General features: G+C 52.6%; 17 protein-coding genes. 9 read left to right on the forward strand and 8 right to left on the reverse strand.

Annotation, left to right across the window (positions count from 1 at the left end; genetic code table 11):
• Both LMED105_RS11090 and LMED105_RS11095 read right to left on the reverse strand, forming a co-directional pair.
• Positions 1-438 (reverse strand): peroxidase family protein (locus tag LMED105_RS11090; RefSeq protein ID WP_008251230.1); only part of this gene is annotated, 438 nt, incomplete at its 3' end.
• Positions 439-600: 162 nt separating this feature from the next.
• A complete protein-coding gene (locus LMED105_RS11095; protein WP_008251232.1) occupies positions 601-1,515 on the reverse strand; it encodes a LysR family transcriptional regulator in 915 nt (304 codons plus the stop codon).
• 124 nt (positions 1,516-1,639) lie between these two features.
• Here LMED105_RS11095 and ycaC point away from each other — a divergent pair, with 124 nt between their 5' ends.
• The 7 genes from ycaC to LMED105_RS11130 all read left to right on the forward strand — a co-directional run bounded on the left by ycaC (position 1,640) and on the right by LMED105_RS11130 (position 7,297).
• Positions 1,640-2,260: an isochorismate family cysteine hydrolase YcaC gene (gene ycaC / locus LMED105_RS11100; protein WP_008251246.1), complete on the forward strand. Its 621-nt coding sequence runs from the start codon at positions 1,640-1,642 to the stop codon at positions 2,258-2,260.
• 23 nt (positions 2,261-2,283) lie between these two features.
• Positions 2,284-3,174: a pirin family protein gene (locus tag LMED105_RS11105; RefSeq protein ID WP_008251248.1), complete on the forward strand. Its 891-nt coding sequence runs from the start codon at positions 2,284-2,286 to the stop codon at positions 3,172-3,174.
• A 107-nt stretch (positions 3,175-3,281) separates the two neighbouring features.
• Positions 3,282-4,451 (forward strand): acyl-CoA dehydrogenase family protein, encoded by a 1,170-nt coding sequence (locus LMED105_RS11110; protein WP_008251249.1) that lies wholly within the window; start codon positions 3,282-3,284, stop codon positions 4,449-4,451.
• Positions 4,452-4,460: 9 nt separating this feature from the next.
• The gene (locus LMED105_RS11115) at positions 4,461-5,234 is read left to right on the forward strand and encodes an SDR family NAD(P)-dependent oxidoreductase (protein ID WP_040513300.1); all 774 of its coding nucleotides are present in this window, start codon (positions 4,461-4,463) and stop codon (positions 5,232-5,234) included.
• 1 nt (position 5,235) lies between these two features.
• On the forward strand, positions 5,236-6,252 hold the full coding sequence (locus tag LMED105_RS11120) for a phosphotransferase family protein (RefSeq protein WP_008251251.1): 1,017 nt from the start codon (positions 5,236-5,238) through the stop codon (positions 6,250-6,252).
• The gene (locus tag LMED105_RS11125) at positions 6,219-6,626 is read left to right on the forward strand and encodes a DUF6285 domain-containing protein (protein WP_156799666.1); all 408 of its coding nucleotides are present in this window, start codon (positions 6,219-6,221) and stop codon (positions 6,624-6,626) included. Before LMED105_RS11120 ends, LMED105_RS11125 begins: the two co-directional genes overlap by 34 nt.
• The gene (locus LMED105_RS11130) at positions 6,623-7,297 is read left to right on the forward strand and encodes a histidine phosphatase family protein (protein WP_008251253.1); all 675 of its coding nucleotides are present in this window, start codon (positions 6,623-6,625) and stop codon (positions 7,295-7,297) included. Before LMED105_RS11125 ends, LMED105_RS11130 begins: the two co-directional genes overlap by 4 nt.
• Before the next feature lie 22 nt (positions 7,298-7,319).
• Here LMED105_RS11130 and LMED105_RS11135 read toward each other — a convergent pair whose 3' ends face one another.
• From LMED105_RS11135 to LMED105_RS11155, 5 genes are all read right to left on the reverse strand, one after another.
• A complete protein-coding gene (locus tag LMED105_RS11135; RefSeq protein WP_008251254.1) occupies positions 7,320-7,706 on the reverse strand; it encodes a YciI family protein in 387 nt (128 codons plus the stop codon).
• Between the two features lie 2 nt (positions 7,707-7,708).
• Entirely contained in the window at positions 7,709-8,083 is a 375-nt protein-coding gene (locus LMED105_RS11140; protein WP_008251255.1) for a YciI family protein, read from the reverse strand.
• The gene (locus tag LMED105_RS11145; protein WP_040513311.1) at positions 8,080-8,505 is read right to left on the reverse strand and encodes a VOC family protein; all 426 of its coding nucleotides are present in this window, start codon (positions 8,503-8,505) and stop codon (positions 8,080-8,082) included. The genes LMED105_RS11140 and LMED105_RS11145 overlap by 4 nt, the downstream gene beginning before the upstream one ends.
• 11 nt (positions 8,506-8,516) lie before the next feature.
• A complete protein-coding gene (locus tag LMED105_RS11150) occupies positions 8,517-8,936 on the reverse strand; it encodes a nuclear transport factor 2 family protein (RefSeq protein WP_008251257.1) in 420 nt (139 codons plus the stop codon).
• Positions 8,937-9,011: 75 nt separating this feature from the next.
• Complete coding sequence (locus LMED105_RS11155; protein ID WP_008251258.1) at positions 9,012-10,271, reverse strand: RNA polymerase sigma factor; 1,260 nt, start codon at positions 10,269-10,271, stop codon at positions 9,012-9,014.
• A gap of 83 nt (positions 10,272-10,354) precedes the next feature.
• On the opposite strand from LMED105_RS11155, the gene LMED105_RS11160 reads away from it, so the two are divergent.
• The gene (locus tag LMED105_RS11160) at positions 10,355-12,508 is read left to right on the forward strand and encodes a TonB-dependent siderophore receptor (RefSeq protein ID WP_008251259.1); all 2,154 of its coding nucleotides are present in this window, start codon (positions 10,355-10,357) and stop codon (positions 12,506-12,508) included.
• Here LMED105_RS11160 and LMED105_RS11165 read toward each other — a convergent pair.
• A complete protein-coding gene (locus LMED105_RS11165) occupies positions 12,505-13,413 on the reverse strand; it encodes a mechanosensitive ion channel family protein (protein ID WP_008251260.1) in 909 nt (302 codons plus the stop codon). The genes LMED105_RS11160 and LMED105_RS11165 overlap by 4 nt on opposite strands.
• Before the next feature lie 181 nt (positions 13,414-13,594).
• Between LMED105_RS11165 and LMED105_RS11170 the strand changes: the two genes are divergently transcribed.
• Positions 13,595-14,704 (forward strand): putative solute-binding protein, encoded by a 1,110-nt coding sequence (locus LMED105_RS11170; RefSeq protein WP_008251262.1) that lies wholly within the window; start codon positions 13,595-13,597, stop codon positions 14,702-14,704.
• The last annotated feature ends 18 nt before the right edge of the window (positions 14,705-14,722 follow it).

A 14,722-nucleotide genomic window follows, 5' to 3' on the forward strand; every position in this document is an offset into this window, starting at 1 on the left:
CTTGCCATATTTTTGCTTGATGGGCCACAACAGGCGACGTGCCTTGTCCAGGTTGCCGTTGTCGGGCCAGCTGTTCAGTGGCGCAAAACGCTGCATGCCGGTGCCAGCACCGCCACGGCCGTCGGCGATACGGTAAGTACCAGCGGCGTGCCATGTCATGCGAACGAAGAATGGGCCATAGTGGCCATAATCGGCAGGCCACCACTCTTGGGAATTGGTGTACAGCGCTTCCAGGTCTTTCAGAAGGGCGGGTACGTCGAGTTTCTTGACTTCTTCTACGTAGTCGAAGTCTTCACCCATGGGGTCTGTCAATGGGGAGTTCTGGTTCAACAACTTAATGTTCAACGCGTTGGGCCACCAGCTTGCGTTAGTGGGTGTGCCGGCAATCGCTGTTTTGGGACCGTCGCCCGTGAAGGGGCACTTTGCATCATTTGACATACATCTCTCCTTTGTTGCCGTTAATTATTAACTGCTGAATTCAGTGTAGGGTGCTAAATCCTATCAATCAAGTTGTTTTTATAAATTTACCCTATAGGCAGGGGCAATTGATATTTTTGACCTTCAGCATGTCTTCCATATTAATACCGGAAAAAAAATGGGTCACTCCTCGTCGAAGGAGTCGTACTTCTCGCAAAGAAAGTCGATCAGTGCGCGCACGGCAGGCAACATGCCGCGTCTGGAAGGAAACACCACATGAATGATCTCGCGACGCGGCGACCAGTCTGGCAATAGCTTGACCAGCTCGCCATTGGCCACTTGCTTGGGCACCATCAGGTTGGGCAGTTGAACTACACCTACACCCGCCATGGCACTGGCGCGCAATGCAACCATGTCGGTCGTGACCAGCCGTGGCGAATGAGGTATGACGATTCGTTCGCCACTGGCGTGCGTCAGGCACCACTCAAAAGCGGTTTGAACCTGGCCTTGGGTTTGCCCCAGGCCCAAGCTTGGCCAGTGAATCAAATCTTTCGGGTGCTTGGGCGCGCCCATCTTGTTGATCAGGCAGGGCGAGGCCACCAAACACAGGCCCCTGTCCGAAAGCACTTTCAGCACCAAATCACTGCTGTCCAGGGGCAAGGGGCGAACCCGTATGGCAAGGTCGACACCCTCGGCCACCACGTCCACCCGACGATTACTGGCCTCCATGTGGACAGTGACTTGCGGATGTTTCACCAAAAACTCGGCCAGCATGTCGCCGATGTGTGCGTGCAGCAGGGCAATGGGGCAAGTCATGCGGATCAGGCCACGTGGCTCGGCGTGATTGTGTTCAATCACTTCCTGCGCGCTCTCTGCTTCGATCAACATGGCCTTGCAGTGCTGGTAATAGGTTTTCCCGATTTCAGTGATGTGCAGTTTGCGGGTAGAGCGATACAACAGCTGCGTATTCAGACGCTTCTCAAGCTCGGCAATTCGACGGCTTATTTTCGATTTTGGTATGCCCAAGGCGCGCGCTGCCGCTGAAAAACCCTGGTGTTCAACCACTTTGGCGAAGTAGTACAGGTCGTTTAGATCCATGAATGCTTGCTCGTTACTGTTCTATTTGTAGAACGAATTGTTGAAATTGTGCCTGCTTATCAAAGATTGATTGTTTCAATAGCATATTGCCATTATCAACTGTCAATGTAAAAAGGAAGACAACATGAGCAAGCCTTACATTCGTCTCGACAAAAACAATGCTGCTGTGCTGTTGGTTGATCACCAGGCCGGTTTGCTGTCGCTGGTGCGGGACATCGATCCTGATCGTTTCAAAAACAATGTGTTGGCGCTGGCTGATTTGGCCAAATATTTCAACTTGCCCACCATTTTGACGACCAGTTTTGAGACTGGCCCAAACGGCCCTTTGGTGCCTGAGCTAAAAGAGATTTTTCCGGATGCGCCTTACATTGCACGCCCCGGACAGATCAATGCTTGGGACAACGAAGAATTCCTGGCTGCCGTGAAAGCAACCGGCAAAAAGCAACTGATTATTGCGGGTGTCGTGACCGAGGTGTGTGTTGCATTTCCAGCCTTGTCGGCCCTTGAAGAAGGTTATGAGGTGTTTGTGGTGACCGATGCATCGGGCACCTTCAATGAACTGACGCGCCATTCTGCCTGGGAAAGAATGAGCAATGCAGGCGCCCAGTTGATGACCTGGTTTGGCGTGGCCTGTGAATTGCACCGCGACTGGCGCAATGACATTGAAGGTTTGGGTGCCTTGTTCTCGAATCACATTCCCGATTATCGCAACCTGATTACCAGCTACACCGCGCTGACGAAATAGGTGCAAGGCGTTATGATTTTGACATGAACAAAATCAGACGAATTGAACTTCGAAGCGCCGATTTGGGCGAAGGCATGTTGGTGAAACGTGCCTTGCCCAGTCGCCACCAGCGCATGGTGGGGGCATGGTGTTTTCTAGACCATGCTGGGCCTGTTAATTTTGCACCCGGCAAAGGCATGCATGTGGGTGCACACCCGCACACGGCCTTGCAAACCTTCACCTGGCTGATCGACGGCGAAGTGCTTCACAAAGACAGCTTGGGCAATGAACTGATTATTCGCCCCGGGCAAGTGAATTTAATGACTGCAGGCCATGGCATTGTGCACACCGAAGATTCAGTGGTGAATGGCGGCCGCTTGCATGCTGCGCAATTGTGGATCGCCTTGCCAGAAGAACTGGCCGATTGTGAACCCGATTTTGCACATTATCCGGAATTGCCCGTTTGGCATTCTGAAGGTATTCAACACACTTTGCTGGCTGGTGCTTATGGTGATTTGGAAGCACCCACTGCTGTGTATTCAGAAATGCTGGGTATGGATTTGTTCAGCGAACAGGGCGGCACGGTTAACCTGAGTTTGAACCCGGATTTTGAATACGGATACCTGCCTTTGACAGGGCAGGTGAATGTGGCGGGTGAAACTTACACACCTGATGAGTTTGCGTATTTAGAACCGGGTTTGAACAAGCTCCAGATGACCTTGGGCACCGACTCGCGGGTGTTGCTGCTGGGTGGTTTGCCTTTTGATGCGCCGGTGCAAATGTGGTGGAATTTTGTGGGCCACAGTAAAGAAGCGATTGCGCAGGCTCAACGTGAATGGGAGCAGGGCGGGCCACGGTTTGGGGATGTGAAAGACGAAATTTCACGCACCGGCGTGGCTGCTCGATTAACAGCACCGGTGCTGCCTTGGAAATAAATATGGATGGCCTTCAGGGTTATCCATAAGTCAGCCACGCGGCCTGTGTTCGGGCTGCCGTGTTTAACTCGATTACAGTAGAAGAATCGACTGACACGGAGTGCCCCATGGATTTTTCCCTGACCCCTGCATTGAAGTCACTTCAGGCCGAAGTGCGAACTTTCATCGCAGAACACATTATTCCCCTGGAAAAAGACCCTCGACAAACTGCGCACGGTCCCTCGGAGGAATTGCGGGAGGAATTGGTGGGCCTCGCAAGAGAAGCAGGGTTGCTGACCCCGCATGCCTCCACAGAACTGGGGGGACGTGGCTGGAGTCACATTGAAAAAGCAATCGCTTTTGAAGAGGCTGGTTATTCCACACTGGGTCCCACGGCCATGAACATTCATGCGCCTGACGAAGGCAATATTCACTTGCTGGAAGTGGTTGCCACGCCCGAACAAAAAGAACGCTGGCTCAAACCCATGGTGCAGGGAAAAATTCGCTCGTGTTTCGCCATGACCGAACCTGCACCCGGTGCGGGTGCCGACCCTTCCATGATGCAAACCACGGCTGTGAAAGACCGCGATCATTATGTGATCAATGGTGACAAGTGGTTTATCACTGGCGCTGAAGGGGCAAGTTTTGCAATCATCATGGCAAAAATGGAAGACGGCACCGCCACCATGTTTTTAAGCGACATGGATGCGCCCGGCATTGAGTATGTTCGCACCATGGATGCAATGGATGCGTGCTTCACGGGTGGACATGGCGTGTTGAGATTCAACAATTTGCGCGTGCATGAAAGCAGTGTGCTGGGTGAAATCGGCAAGGGCTTTCGGTACGCCCAAGTGCGCTTGGCACCGGCGCGTTTAACCCACTGCATGCGCTGGCTGGGCCAGGCGCGCCGCACCCATGACATTGCATTGGACTACGCCCGCAAGCGGCAAGCCTTTGGTGTGCAACTGGGCGCACATGAGGGTGTGAGTTTCATGCTGGCCGACAATGAAATGGATTTGCACACGGCGCGTTTGCACATTTGGCACACAGCCTGGATGCTGGACCAGGGCGAGCGTTGCAATTTTGAATCAAGTCGTGCGAAGGTGGTTTGCTCGGAAGCCGAGTGGCGGGTGGTGGATCGCAGTGTGCAAATTTTGGGCGGGCAGGGCGTGACCGGTGAAACGATTGTGAGCCGAATTTTTACCGACATGCGTGCCTTCAGAATTTACGATGGCCCCAGTGAAGTGCACCGTTTCAGCATGGGCAAAAAGCTGATTGCAGGTCTGGATAAAAAATAAGGAAAAGCGATGATTAATAACGATCTATTTTCCATGCAGGGCAAGCTGGTTCTGGTCACCGGTGCTTCCAGTGGCTTGGGAAAACACTTTGGGCAGGTGTTGGCCCATGCAGGTGCCACGGTGGTATTGAGTGCACGCAATGTCGAGAAATTGCAGCAAGTGTTGGAGCAAATTCAGGCTTCAGGCGCAGTGGCCCATGCGGTCGCCATGGACGTGAGCAATTCAAGTTCTGTGAAGAACGCAATGGCTCAAATCGTGAAGCAGTACGGTGTACCCGATGTGTTGGTAAACAACGCGGGCCAGTCGATTGCCAAACCCATGCTGGAGCAAACCGAAGAAGACTGGGACCAAATACTGGACACCAACTTAAAGGGTTGCTGGCTGGTGGGCACCGAGCTTGCGCGTGCCCTGGCTGCTGCAGGCAAGCCGGGATCGATTGTGAACATCGCGTCCATTTTGGGCGAGCGCGTGGGTGGTGCAGTGGGACCTTATGCCATTTCGAAAGCGGGTTTGGTGCAGGCCACCAAGGCCATGGCGCTGGAGTTGGCGCGGTACAACATCCGCGTGAATGCTATTTTGCCCGGTTATGTAGCCACCGACATGAACAGTGAGTTTTTGGCCAGCGAGTTGGGCGACAAATTACGCAAGCGAATTCCAACACGGCAGTTTTGTGAGCTCAGCGATTTGACTGGGCCGCTGCTGCTGTTGGCCTCGAATGCAGGGGCGGGCATGACAGGCGCTTGCGTGGCTGTGGATCGTGGACATTTGGTCAGTGCACTTTAATATGAACAGCATTCAACAACAACCGCTGGAGAAATATTTGGCGCAGGCCTTGGCCGCACGCACAGTTGAAATTCTGAAAGCGGCCTTGCTTTCAGGCGGTGCTGTACAAGAAAACTGGGCACTTGATTTGCGGGTAATTGGTGGTGCTTTTGATGGTGTGCTCAACACCGTGTTGCGTTGCGATTCTCCCACCGCTGGCGTGGCAATTAGCCACGGCCGCGCGCAGGAATTTGCCTTGTTGCAAACCGTGTTCAACGCAGGCGTCACTGTGCCCCAACCCTTGTGTTTGTGCACCGATACGTCCGTGTTTGGTCGCCCGTTTTTTGTGATGCGTCGAATCGCGGGTACAGCCGCTGGCCATGTGCTGGTGAAGAACAGTACTTACGCCCCTGACCGTGTTGAACTCGCTCACCGGTTGGGTCGGGAACTGGCGCGAATTCATTCGATCAAGCCGCCTGTAGAGGCACTTGATTTTTTGCACACCTACACTGAGTCGCCGGCGCTTTACCGAATCAACACACATCGCAATTATCTGGATCAACACCACACGGCTTACCCGGCGTTGGAGTGGGGTTTGCGCTGGCTTGAACGACATGCACCACCGCGTGGTTTGATTACATTAGCGCACGGCGATTTTCGCACTGGCAATTACATGGTGGATGAAAAAGGACTCACCGGAATTCTGGATTGGGAATTCGCCGGGTGGAGTGATCCGCTGGAAGACATTGGCTGGTTCTGCGCGAAATGCTGGCGCTTTGGGCAAGACGATTTACAGGCCGGTGGCATTGGTATGCGTGAACATTTTTACCAAGGTTATGAGGCCGAGTCTGGTCGCAAGATTGATCGCGACCAAATTCATTATTGGGAAGTAATGGCGCATGTGCGTTGGGCGGTGGTGGCCATTGAACAGGCACAACGCTTTTGTTCCGGTCAGGAAAACTCACTGCTGTTGGCCCTGACTGGCCACATTGTGCCGGAACTGGAATGGGAAATTCTGAACATGACGGAGCACAACTGATGCGTGAACAACCCACGGGAGAATCGCTGTTGCAGTGCGCACGCGATGTGCTGAAAAACAATGTGTTGCCTTTGTTGCAGGGTGACGCCAAGCGAGATGTGTTGATGGTGATGAACGCCATGTCGATTGCACAACGTGAGTTACAGCAGGGCACTGCGCTTGAGCAAGAAGAACAAAATAGATTGGCCAAAGTAATGGGCGAACCTGTATTTGACGTGGCTCGGGCCAACCGTGAATTGGCGGCTCGAATTCGTGCCGGTGGTGCAGACCCCGACAAAGCGGAGCATGCTGGGGTATTGAGCCATTTGCGTGCAGTGGGTAAAAACCGTTTGTTGGCCAGCAACCCGAAAATATTGGTGAGCAACAAACCATGAGTACCTTGATTTTGATGCGGCATGGCCAGGCCTCGTTTGGTGCGGCGCGTTACGACGCCTTGTCGGAACTGGGGCAAGCCCAGGCCCGTGCCACCGGGCTGTGGTTGTGCAATCATGGTTTGCAACCCAATGTGGTGCTGCACGGTCCGCGTCAGCGGCAGGCTGGTACGGCTGCCTTGTTGCTTAAGGAAAGTGGATTTGGCATTCCCAGCCAACAACATACTGCACTGGACGAGTTTGCTGAAGGTGAAGAAATTTTCAGCGCTGCGGAACAATTACTGGGTCGATCGATGGCGCTGGATGCGGGGCGTTCACGGCTCGACGTGTTGCATGATTACGATGCAACCTGCCGTGCGTGGGCCAACGGCGAAGTGACCATTCCTGGTCGATTGAGCCTGAAGGATTTTCGTGCGCAGTTGAGCCAATGGCTGAGTGCGCATACGCATGCACAGCAGGCCAGTGGGCAAGTTGAATTGGTGGTGACCTCGGCCGGCTCCATTGCTGTATTGATGTGTGAAGTGATGGGCTTGCCCGACTCCAGTTGGTACAGCCTGCTTCGCGTGATTCGAAATGCATCGCTGACCGAGGTGCTGTACTCCAAAGGCAAAGTCAGTCTGCTGAGTTTCAATGGTGTAAGCCACCTGCCGCCGCAATTGAACACGTCGATGTAAATTTGGCGGCGGCCAGCCCAGATCAGCCGGTTTGTTCCCCGCCGGCGGTGTTGCCATGGCTTACAAGTTCACGCGCAGGGCGAACTTCAATTGAACCATAGCGGGCGGGTGGAATTTTCTCGGCCAGTGCAATGGCCTCGTTAAGGTCTTTGGCCTCCAGCATGTAAAAACCAGCGAGCTGTTCTTTGGTTTCCGCAAAAGGACCGTCTGTGGTGTGTGTTTTTCCGTTGCGCACCCGCACGGTGGTCGCGGTATTCACTGGCAACAAAGGGCTGCCCGTAATGAAGTGGCCTTTGCGGCTTAAGTTTTCCACACAGGCGATGCACTCCTTGTTCAACGCATCCCATTCCTGTTGCGACATGCCGTTCATGATGCTCTCGTCGTAGTAGACCAAGGCCAGATATTTCATATTCAGTCTCCGTAGCGATAATCTTCGCGCAGTGATTCTTCAATGGGACGAACTTCAATCGTTCCCAGCCGAGCAGAAGGCCATTGCGATGCAATTCGCAAGGCCTCGTTGAAGTCCTGGGCTTCAACCAAGAAAATACCACCCAGTTGTTCCTTGGTTTCTGCAAAAGGCCCGTCGGTTGTTACCAACCTTTGATTGCGCACTCGCACCAGTACACCATGGTTTGCACTTTGAAGCGCGTGGGTGACGATCAGATGACCGCTGGCTTTCAACGACTCCACATAGTCAAGGGTTTCCTGCCTCAAAGCCAGCCACTGCTCTTGTGGCATGGCTTTGAACAGGGCCTCTTCCTCGTGGGCAAGGCACAGGTATTTCATTGCACATCACCCTGAAAATTGATCATCCATGGAATACCAAAGCGATCCACCCACATTCCGAAACGTTCAGCCCAGAACGTACGTTCCAGCTTCATGGTCACCGTGCCTCCCTTGGACAAGGCCGCATAAATTTTTTCGGCATCGGCTGCATTGTCTACCGTGATTTGAACGTGCATACCTTGCGGTTTGGTGTACATGCCCGGTGGCGCATCACAGGCCATCAGCGTCCAAGGGCCAATTTTCAATTGAGCGTGCAGTACCTTGCCATGCCAGTGATCGGGAACATGATTCTCTGCATCGCTGCCTTCAAAATACATGCAGCATTCAAGTTCGCCGTCCAGTGCATCTGCATACGCGGCCATGGCCTCTTCGCAATTGCCGTCAAAGTTCAAATAAGAACACATGATTTCAGGTCGTTTCATGATTGGCTCCGTCATTGTGGTTGGGCATCAAAAATGGCTTTGCCAGTTTCGGGGTCGAACGGGGATGAATAATGTTCGTGCGCAATTTTCCATTCACCGTTTTGGTGGCGCATGCACACTGTAGCCCGCATCCAGGCAACGTTTTCATTGCCAAAGTCTTGCACCGAACCGCAACGCGACAGGTAGTGGCAAAAAGCCAGGTCGCTGCTGTGTTGAATGTTCAATTGATGGATTTCAAAAATAATGCCGCCACCGCACAACTGCATGCAGTATTTCCAGTGGTCTGTGTAATTGGGTTTGCCGATGATGTGCAGCGCTTTGACTGCATCAAACGACACAATGTCATCGCTGTAATGGCTCATGATCTTGTCCAGGTTTTCATCAACCACAGCTTGCTGCCAGCTTTCCAGTACTGCCTTGATTGCGTTCATGGTTTCTCCTTGTAGGGGGTGTTTTCATGAAGTAGTCGAATGGGCAAGGCGGGATTCGACAGTTGATAAAAATATTTATTTGTTTTTTGTCAGTTTGTTCTCAAGGTCACGAATGCGGTGTTGAAGAAACCGTTGTTCTGGCCCCTGCCTCGTCAAGCGTAGCGCTTCTTGATATGCGTCCTTGGCCTCCTTTAGGCGGCCAAGGCGCCGGTGAAGATCTGCGCGTGTAGCATGGGCCAAGTGGTAGTCGTGCAGGTGCCCTTGCGCCATCAGCTCGTCGAGCAGTGTCAGCCCGGCTTGCGGGCCATCGCGCATTGCAACTGCTACGGCACGATTCAACGCAACAACTGGCGAATGGGTGTGTTCAAGCAATGCGTCGTAAAGGCCAACAATTTGTATCCAGTCCGTTTCTTCGGCGTGGGAGGCCTCCGCATGCACAGCGCTGATCGCGGCTTGAAGCGTGTAGGCACCAAAGCGGCGGGTGGCCAGCGCTTGAAGTACCAGTTCGCAACCTTCGCTGATTTGTGCCTGATTCCACAATTCGCGGTTTTGATCTGCCAGCAAAATCAAATCGCCATCGGGTGTGCAGCGTGCTGCTCTGCGAGAGTCATTCAATAGCATCAATGCAAGCAGACCCACAGCTTCGGGTTCCGGCAGCAGTTCTACCAGCAGGCGGCCCAGGCGGATGGCTTCGCTGCAGAGTTCCTTGCGAATCAGGGCTTCGCCGTTCGAGGCAGAGTAGCCTTCATTGAATACCAGATAGATCACATGCAATACAGCATGCAAACGCTCCTGCAGCTGATCGGCTTGTGGCACTTCGTAAGGAATTTTTGCATCGCGAATTTTTGTTTTGGCGCGAACAATGCGCTGTGCAATGGTGGGCGTGGTGCTTAAAAATGCACTGGCCACTTCTTCGGTCGAAAGTCCGCATACCTCTCGCAAAGTGAGCGCCAATTGTGCTTCAGGCGACAGGCTGGGGTGGCAGCAAGTGAATATCAAACGCAAGCGGTCGTCTTCAATGCTTTCATCATCATCTGCAGGTTCGTGGTGTAGTTGCTCAGCCAGTTCATCTGCAACATCTTCAAACGAGGTGTCGAATTTCGCACGCCGGCGAATTTGGTCAATGGCTTTAAAGCGGGCTGTTGACACCATCCAGGCGCGGGGACTTGCGGGTATGCCGTGGCGTTGCCATTGTTGAAGGGCGATTGAGAAAGCATCGTGCATGGATTCTTCAGCCAAATCAAAGTCACCCAGTAAACGAATCAGTGTGGCCAGTATGCGGCGGGATTCAGCTTGGTAAAACGAGTCGAGCCAGGGTCGCAGGTCAGTATTCATGTTGTTGAAATTAACACTCGTTAATACAAATGATAATAATTATCATTATAATTGGACGATTATTCATTTTTTCCAATCATCTCATGATCACCCAGAATCCGAAATTAAATGGTCTCACCTTGGCTGTGTTCGCGGCTTTGTGTCCTCCTGTTTTTGCCCAAACCACCGAGTTGCCTTCCGTGCAGGTCAATGCCAGCGCCGACGCATCGGCTGAGGGTCTGGCTCCTGAATATGCGGGTAGCCAGGTGGCCTCGGGTGGACGTGTGGGTTTGCTGGGCACTCAATCGAACATGGACACGCCATTTAATCTGACCAGCTACACCTCGAAGCTGATTCAAGACCAGCAAGCAGCCAGTGTCGGCGAGGTGTTGTTGAATGACCCGGCGGTGCGTGTGGCGCGTGGTTTTGGTAATTTTCAGCAAGTGTATCTAGTGCGGGGTTTGCCAATTTTCTCCGATGACATGTCGTACAACGGCTTGTACGGTTTGCTGCCACGCCAGTACATTGCCTCGGAATTGGTGGAACGTGTAGAAGTGCTGCGCGGTGCAAATGCATTTTTGAATGGCGCCGCGCCAGGTGGTAGTGGTTTGGGGGGTGCCATCAATGTGGTGCCCAAGCGAGCACCCAATTACGACATCAATCAGGTGACTACAGGTGTGCAGGATGGTGGTGAAACCTATGTGGCTGGCGACTTTGCACGCCGCTTCAATGACGGTAGCACAGGTGTGCGGGCAACCTTTGCGCAGCGCGATGGTGATACCAATGTGGATGGCGAGTCGCGTGAACTGACTTTGTTTGCGATCGGCGCAGATTTTCGCAGCGACAGAATGAGAATTTCTGCTGACCTGGGTTATCAGGATCACAAGCTACAGGCCTCGCAGCCGAATATAACGATCGGCGCTGGATTGCCCATTCCTGCAACGCCCCGTGCAGACCGCAGCATCGCGCAGCCCTGGACCTTCTCCAACGCAGAAGACACGTTTGGCACGGTGCGTGCCGAGTATGATTTCAATGAGGTAGTGACAGGCTGGTTGGCTGGTGGCGTGCGCGAAAGCAATGAAGCGGGTAATTTTTCCAACCCAACTGTCACGGATGAACAGGGCAACACCAATTCATTGCGTTTTGCCAACGTGCGCGAGGATTCTGTTCAAACTGCCGAAGCTGGGCTGCGATTCAAGTTCCACACCGCCGGGGTGAAGCACACAGTGAATACAACCGCATCAGTTTTCGAGTTGGAGTCCAAGAACGCATTCGATTTTTCCAGCTTTGCCGGTTTCTCTAACAACATTTACAATCCGACGCCCGTTGCGGAGCCCGCCTTGGGCGCATTCCCCAGTGGCAATTTCAACAGCCCCTTGCTGACCGAGAAAACCGAAACATCCAGCCTGGCCATTGCGGACACCATGGCATTTTTGAATGAGCAATTGTTGTTGACGCTGGGTGCACGCCACCAACAAATTGAAGCCACCAGTTTTGATGGCAATACAGGTGCGCAAACAGCCAGTTACTCTGAAAGTGCAACAACGCCTGTGGCGGGTGTGGTGTTCAAATTAAGCCCGCAGTACTCGGTGTACGCCAACTACATTGAAGGCTTGGTGAAAGGTGATACGGCACCCGCCACTGCGAATGGACAAGCGGTGACCAATGCAGGCACGGTGTTCAAACCTTACATCACGGAGCAAATTGAGCTTGGTGTGAAATATGACGGTGGCAGTGTGGGCGGTTCTGTGTCGGTGTTTCAAAGTGAAAAACCCAACTACGGCATCGACAGCTCAAACACGTTTTCACAAGTGGGCGATCAAACCAATGAGGGACTGGAGATCATGGCGTTTGGCAAAGCCAGCAAGACAGTCACGGTACTTGGTGGTTTGAGCATTTTGAACACGGATGCCGATGGTCGAGATGCCATTGGTGCCCCTTCTGCACAGGCCAATATCGGCTTGGAATGGAGCCCGGAACAGGTGCAGGGACTTGCATTCGAGACCCGCGCAATTTACACCAGCAGTCAGTATGCCAATGCGGCCAATACGCAGGAATTGCCCTCGTGGACTCGCCTGGATTTGGGTGTGCGTTATGTGATGCCTGTAGGCAATGATCAAGCGCTGACACTGCGTGCACGTTTGGACAATGTGACTGATCGCAATTACTGGGCATCCGCCGGTGGCTTTCCGGGTTCCGGTTACCTGACAATTGGCAACCCACGAACTTTGACGGTGTCGGCTTCGCTCGATTTTTAATCCGACTTGACCATTCGCACATCGAGTTGCCCTGAACGCACGTGCAAGTCGCGTTGCGGGAAGGGTATTTCGATCTTGTGTTTGCGAAGCTCGGTTTCAATTTCCCACAAGAACAGGGCCTGCGTTCGTTTTGGGCGTGACATCAATTCATTGCCCACCCAAATTACCAACTCAAAGTTAAGGCTGTTGTCGCCAAACTCCACGAGCCATACCTCAGGTTTGCGAGCTGGATTGTCGGTTACAGCGCCCTCAACTCGATCAGCTGCATCCAGTGCAGCTTGCTTTACAAGATCCTTATCGCATCCGTAGGCCACGCCAAAGGGTATATGGATTCGACGAAATTTCTCGCTGAAGCTCCAGTTGATGACCTGGCCGTTGATGAATTCTGAGTTGGGCACAATGATGTCAACATTGTCGCGTGTGGTAATGCGCGTGAACCGCAATCCGATTTCATTCACAACCCCGGTGGCACCGGAAGACATTTCAACAAAGTCGCCGATTTTCAGACTACGCTCAACAATCAGGATAATGCCCGACATGAAGTTGCTGAAAATATTCTGTAAACCAAAGCCAATACCGACACCAATGGCACCGCCCAAAAACGCAAGGCCACTCAAGTTAAAGCCGATGTATGAAAGTCCCATTAATGTGCCCACAACCCAGATGGTGTAGCGCAGCAGGCGGCCCAGCAGATACATGGTGGATTCATCAATCCCCTTGTAGGTTTTGCCTTTGGTGGTGCGTTGAATGATTTTTTCAACGGTGGCAGCTCCCCACCAAGCCAGCACAATAATTGTCAAAAGACCAACAATACTGGCCATTGAAAACGTACTGTCTTCGGAATTGAACAATGGGGTGGTTAGCCACTGATAGGCCAGTGACAAGAATTCGGACAAGGGTTCCATGACGTTCCTGCTTGGTTTTAATGTACCTTTTTATTTGTAACATTGATGAGCGCGTGAAGAAACCGCTGGGGATCATATTGCGTTGCAAGATTGACCCTGCCTTGTGATTCATTCAAGATGTAACCGCTCAGTTACATCTGTGTTGCAGTGCCTCATTCCTCCGCCTTACTGGAACAACACAATGCTCACCCGTCTCCTGTTCGTCTTGGTAGTGCTGTCTAGCACCTTTGCGCCTGGCCCCGTTTTGTCTCAAGTCAAAGGTCCGGAAATTCCTCCTAACTTAATTGGCAATGTGTCTCGCCAACTGATGAAGGAGATGAAGCCACTGGACAAACCACTGCACATCAAGATTTGCATTTTTGATATTTTGGGCAAGGCTGGTCCAGTGTTCAGCGTGGCGCAGGACATTGCGCTGGAAGCACGCAAGTGGAATGTATTTGCTGAACTCATTCCCCACACCAATGAAACGGTGGCCACAGAGTCTTTTCGCACTGGTCAGTGCGAGGCGGTGGGTATCACCACCTTGCGTGCACGTTTGTTTAACCAGTTTATGGGCAGTTTTGATGCGGTCGGTGCATTGCCTTCCTACGATCATGTCAAAACAGCCTTGCAAGTGCTGATGGGAAGCGACGCACTTTACGATTTGTCCATTCAAGGCAAGTACCAGGTGGTGGGCATGGCCCCACTGGGCGCAGCGTATGTGATGGTGAATGACCGTGCCATTGATTCGATTGAAAAGGCTGCAGGAAAAAAAGTGGCTGTGATGGACTGGGACAAAAGCCAGGCCAAAATGATTCAGCAATTGGGTGCTCAGGCTGTGCCCAGCGACATTACAAACTTTGCACAAAAATTCAACAACGGTGTGGTTGATATTGTGGCCGCGCCAGCTGTGGCCTTTGCACCGCTGGAGCTTTATCGTGGCCTTGGCACCAAGGGCGGCGTGTACAAAATGCCGCTGTTGAACGTAACGGGTTCAGCCATTATCAACCGCACGCGTTTGGAGAAGGAAATTCCTGATCTGGATGATCGCTTGAAAAAAATGCGCAAGTTCGGTTTGGGGTTCATTGACCAGGCATTGGACGCAGTGAGGACCATTGAAAAGCAGGTGCCCGCCAAATACTGGATGAACGTGACGCCTGCCGATCAGGAAAAATACAATGTGATGATGCAGCAGGCGCGTGTGCAACTGACGCAAGAAGGCGTGTACGACAAACGCATGATGAGTCTGCTGAAAAAAGTGCGTTGCCACCACACACCCAGTGCTGCGGAGTGCAGCACGAATGTGGAATAAAGTGGCTCACCTTGCGCT

The sequence above is a fragment of the Limnobacter sp. MED105 genome (assembly GCF_000170915.1).
Lineage (GTDB): Bacteria > Pseudomonadota > Gammaproteobacteria > Burkholderiales > Burkholderiaceae_B > Limnobacter.

Coding starts and splice junctions, on each gene's coding strand:
- LMED105_RS11095 (WP_008251232.1), bottom strand. CDS start 1,515: ATGGATCTAAACGACCTGTACTACTTCGCCAAAGTGGTTGAACACCAG.
- ycaC (WP_008251246.1), top strand. CDS start 1,640: ATGAGCAAGCCTTACATTCGTCTCGACAAAAACAATGCTGCTGTGCTG.
- LMED105_RS11105 (WP_008251248.1), top strand. CDS start 2,284: ATGAACAAAATCAGACGAATTGAACTTCGAAGCGCCGATTTGGGCGAA.
- LMED105_RS11110 (WP_008251249.1), top strand. CDS start 3,282: ATGGATTTTTCCCTGACCCCTGCATTGAAGTCACTTCAGGCCGAAGTG.
- LMED105_RS11115 (WP_040513300.1), top strand. CDS start 4,461: ATGATTAATAACGATCTATTTTCCATGCAGGGCAAGCTGGTTCTGGTC.
- LMED105_RS11120 (WP_008251251.1), top strand. CDS start 5,236: ATGAACAGCATTCAACAACAACCGCTGGAGAAATATTTGGCGCAGGCC.
- LMED105_RS11125 (WP_156799666.1), top strand. CDS start 6,219: ATGGGAAATTCTGAACATGACGGAGCACAACTGATGCGTGAACAACCC.
- LMED105_RS11130 (WP_008251253.1), top strand. CDS start 6,623: ATGAGTACCTTGATTTTGATGCGGCATGGCCAGGCCTCGTTTGGTGCG.
- LMED105_RS11135 (WP_008251254.1), bottom strand. CDS start 7,706: ATGAAATATCTGGCCTTGGTCTACTACGACGAGAGCATCATGAACGGC.
- LMED105_RS11140 (WP_008251255.1), bottom strand. CDS start 8,083: ATGAAATACCTGTGCCTTGCCCACGAGGAAGAGGCCCTGTTCAAAGCC.
- LMED105_RS11145 (WP_040513311.1), bottom strand. CDS start 8,505: ATGAAACGACCTGAAATCATGTGTTCTTATTTGAACTTTGACGGCAAT.
- LMED105_RS11150 (WP_008251257.1), bottom strand. CDS start 8,936: ATGAACGCAATCAAGGCAGTACTGGAAAGCTGGCAGCAAGCTGTGGTT.
- LMED105_RS11155 (WP_008251258.1), bottom strand. CDS start 10,271: ATGAATACTGACCTGCGACCCTGGCTCGACTCGTTTTACCAAGCTGAA.
- LMED105_RS11160 (WP_008251259.1), top strand. CDS start 10,355: ATGATCACCCAGAATCCGAAATTAAATGGTCTCACCTTGGCTGTGTTC.
- LMED105_RS11165 (WP_008251260.1), bottom strand. CDS start 13,413: ATGGAACCCTTGTCCGAATTCTTGTCACTGGCCTATCAGTGGCTAACC.
- LMED105_RS11170 (WP_008251262.1), top strand. CDS start 13,595: ATGCTCACCCGTCTCCTGTTCGTCTTGGTAGTGCTGTCTAGCACCTTT.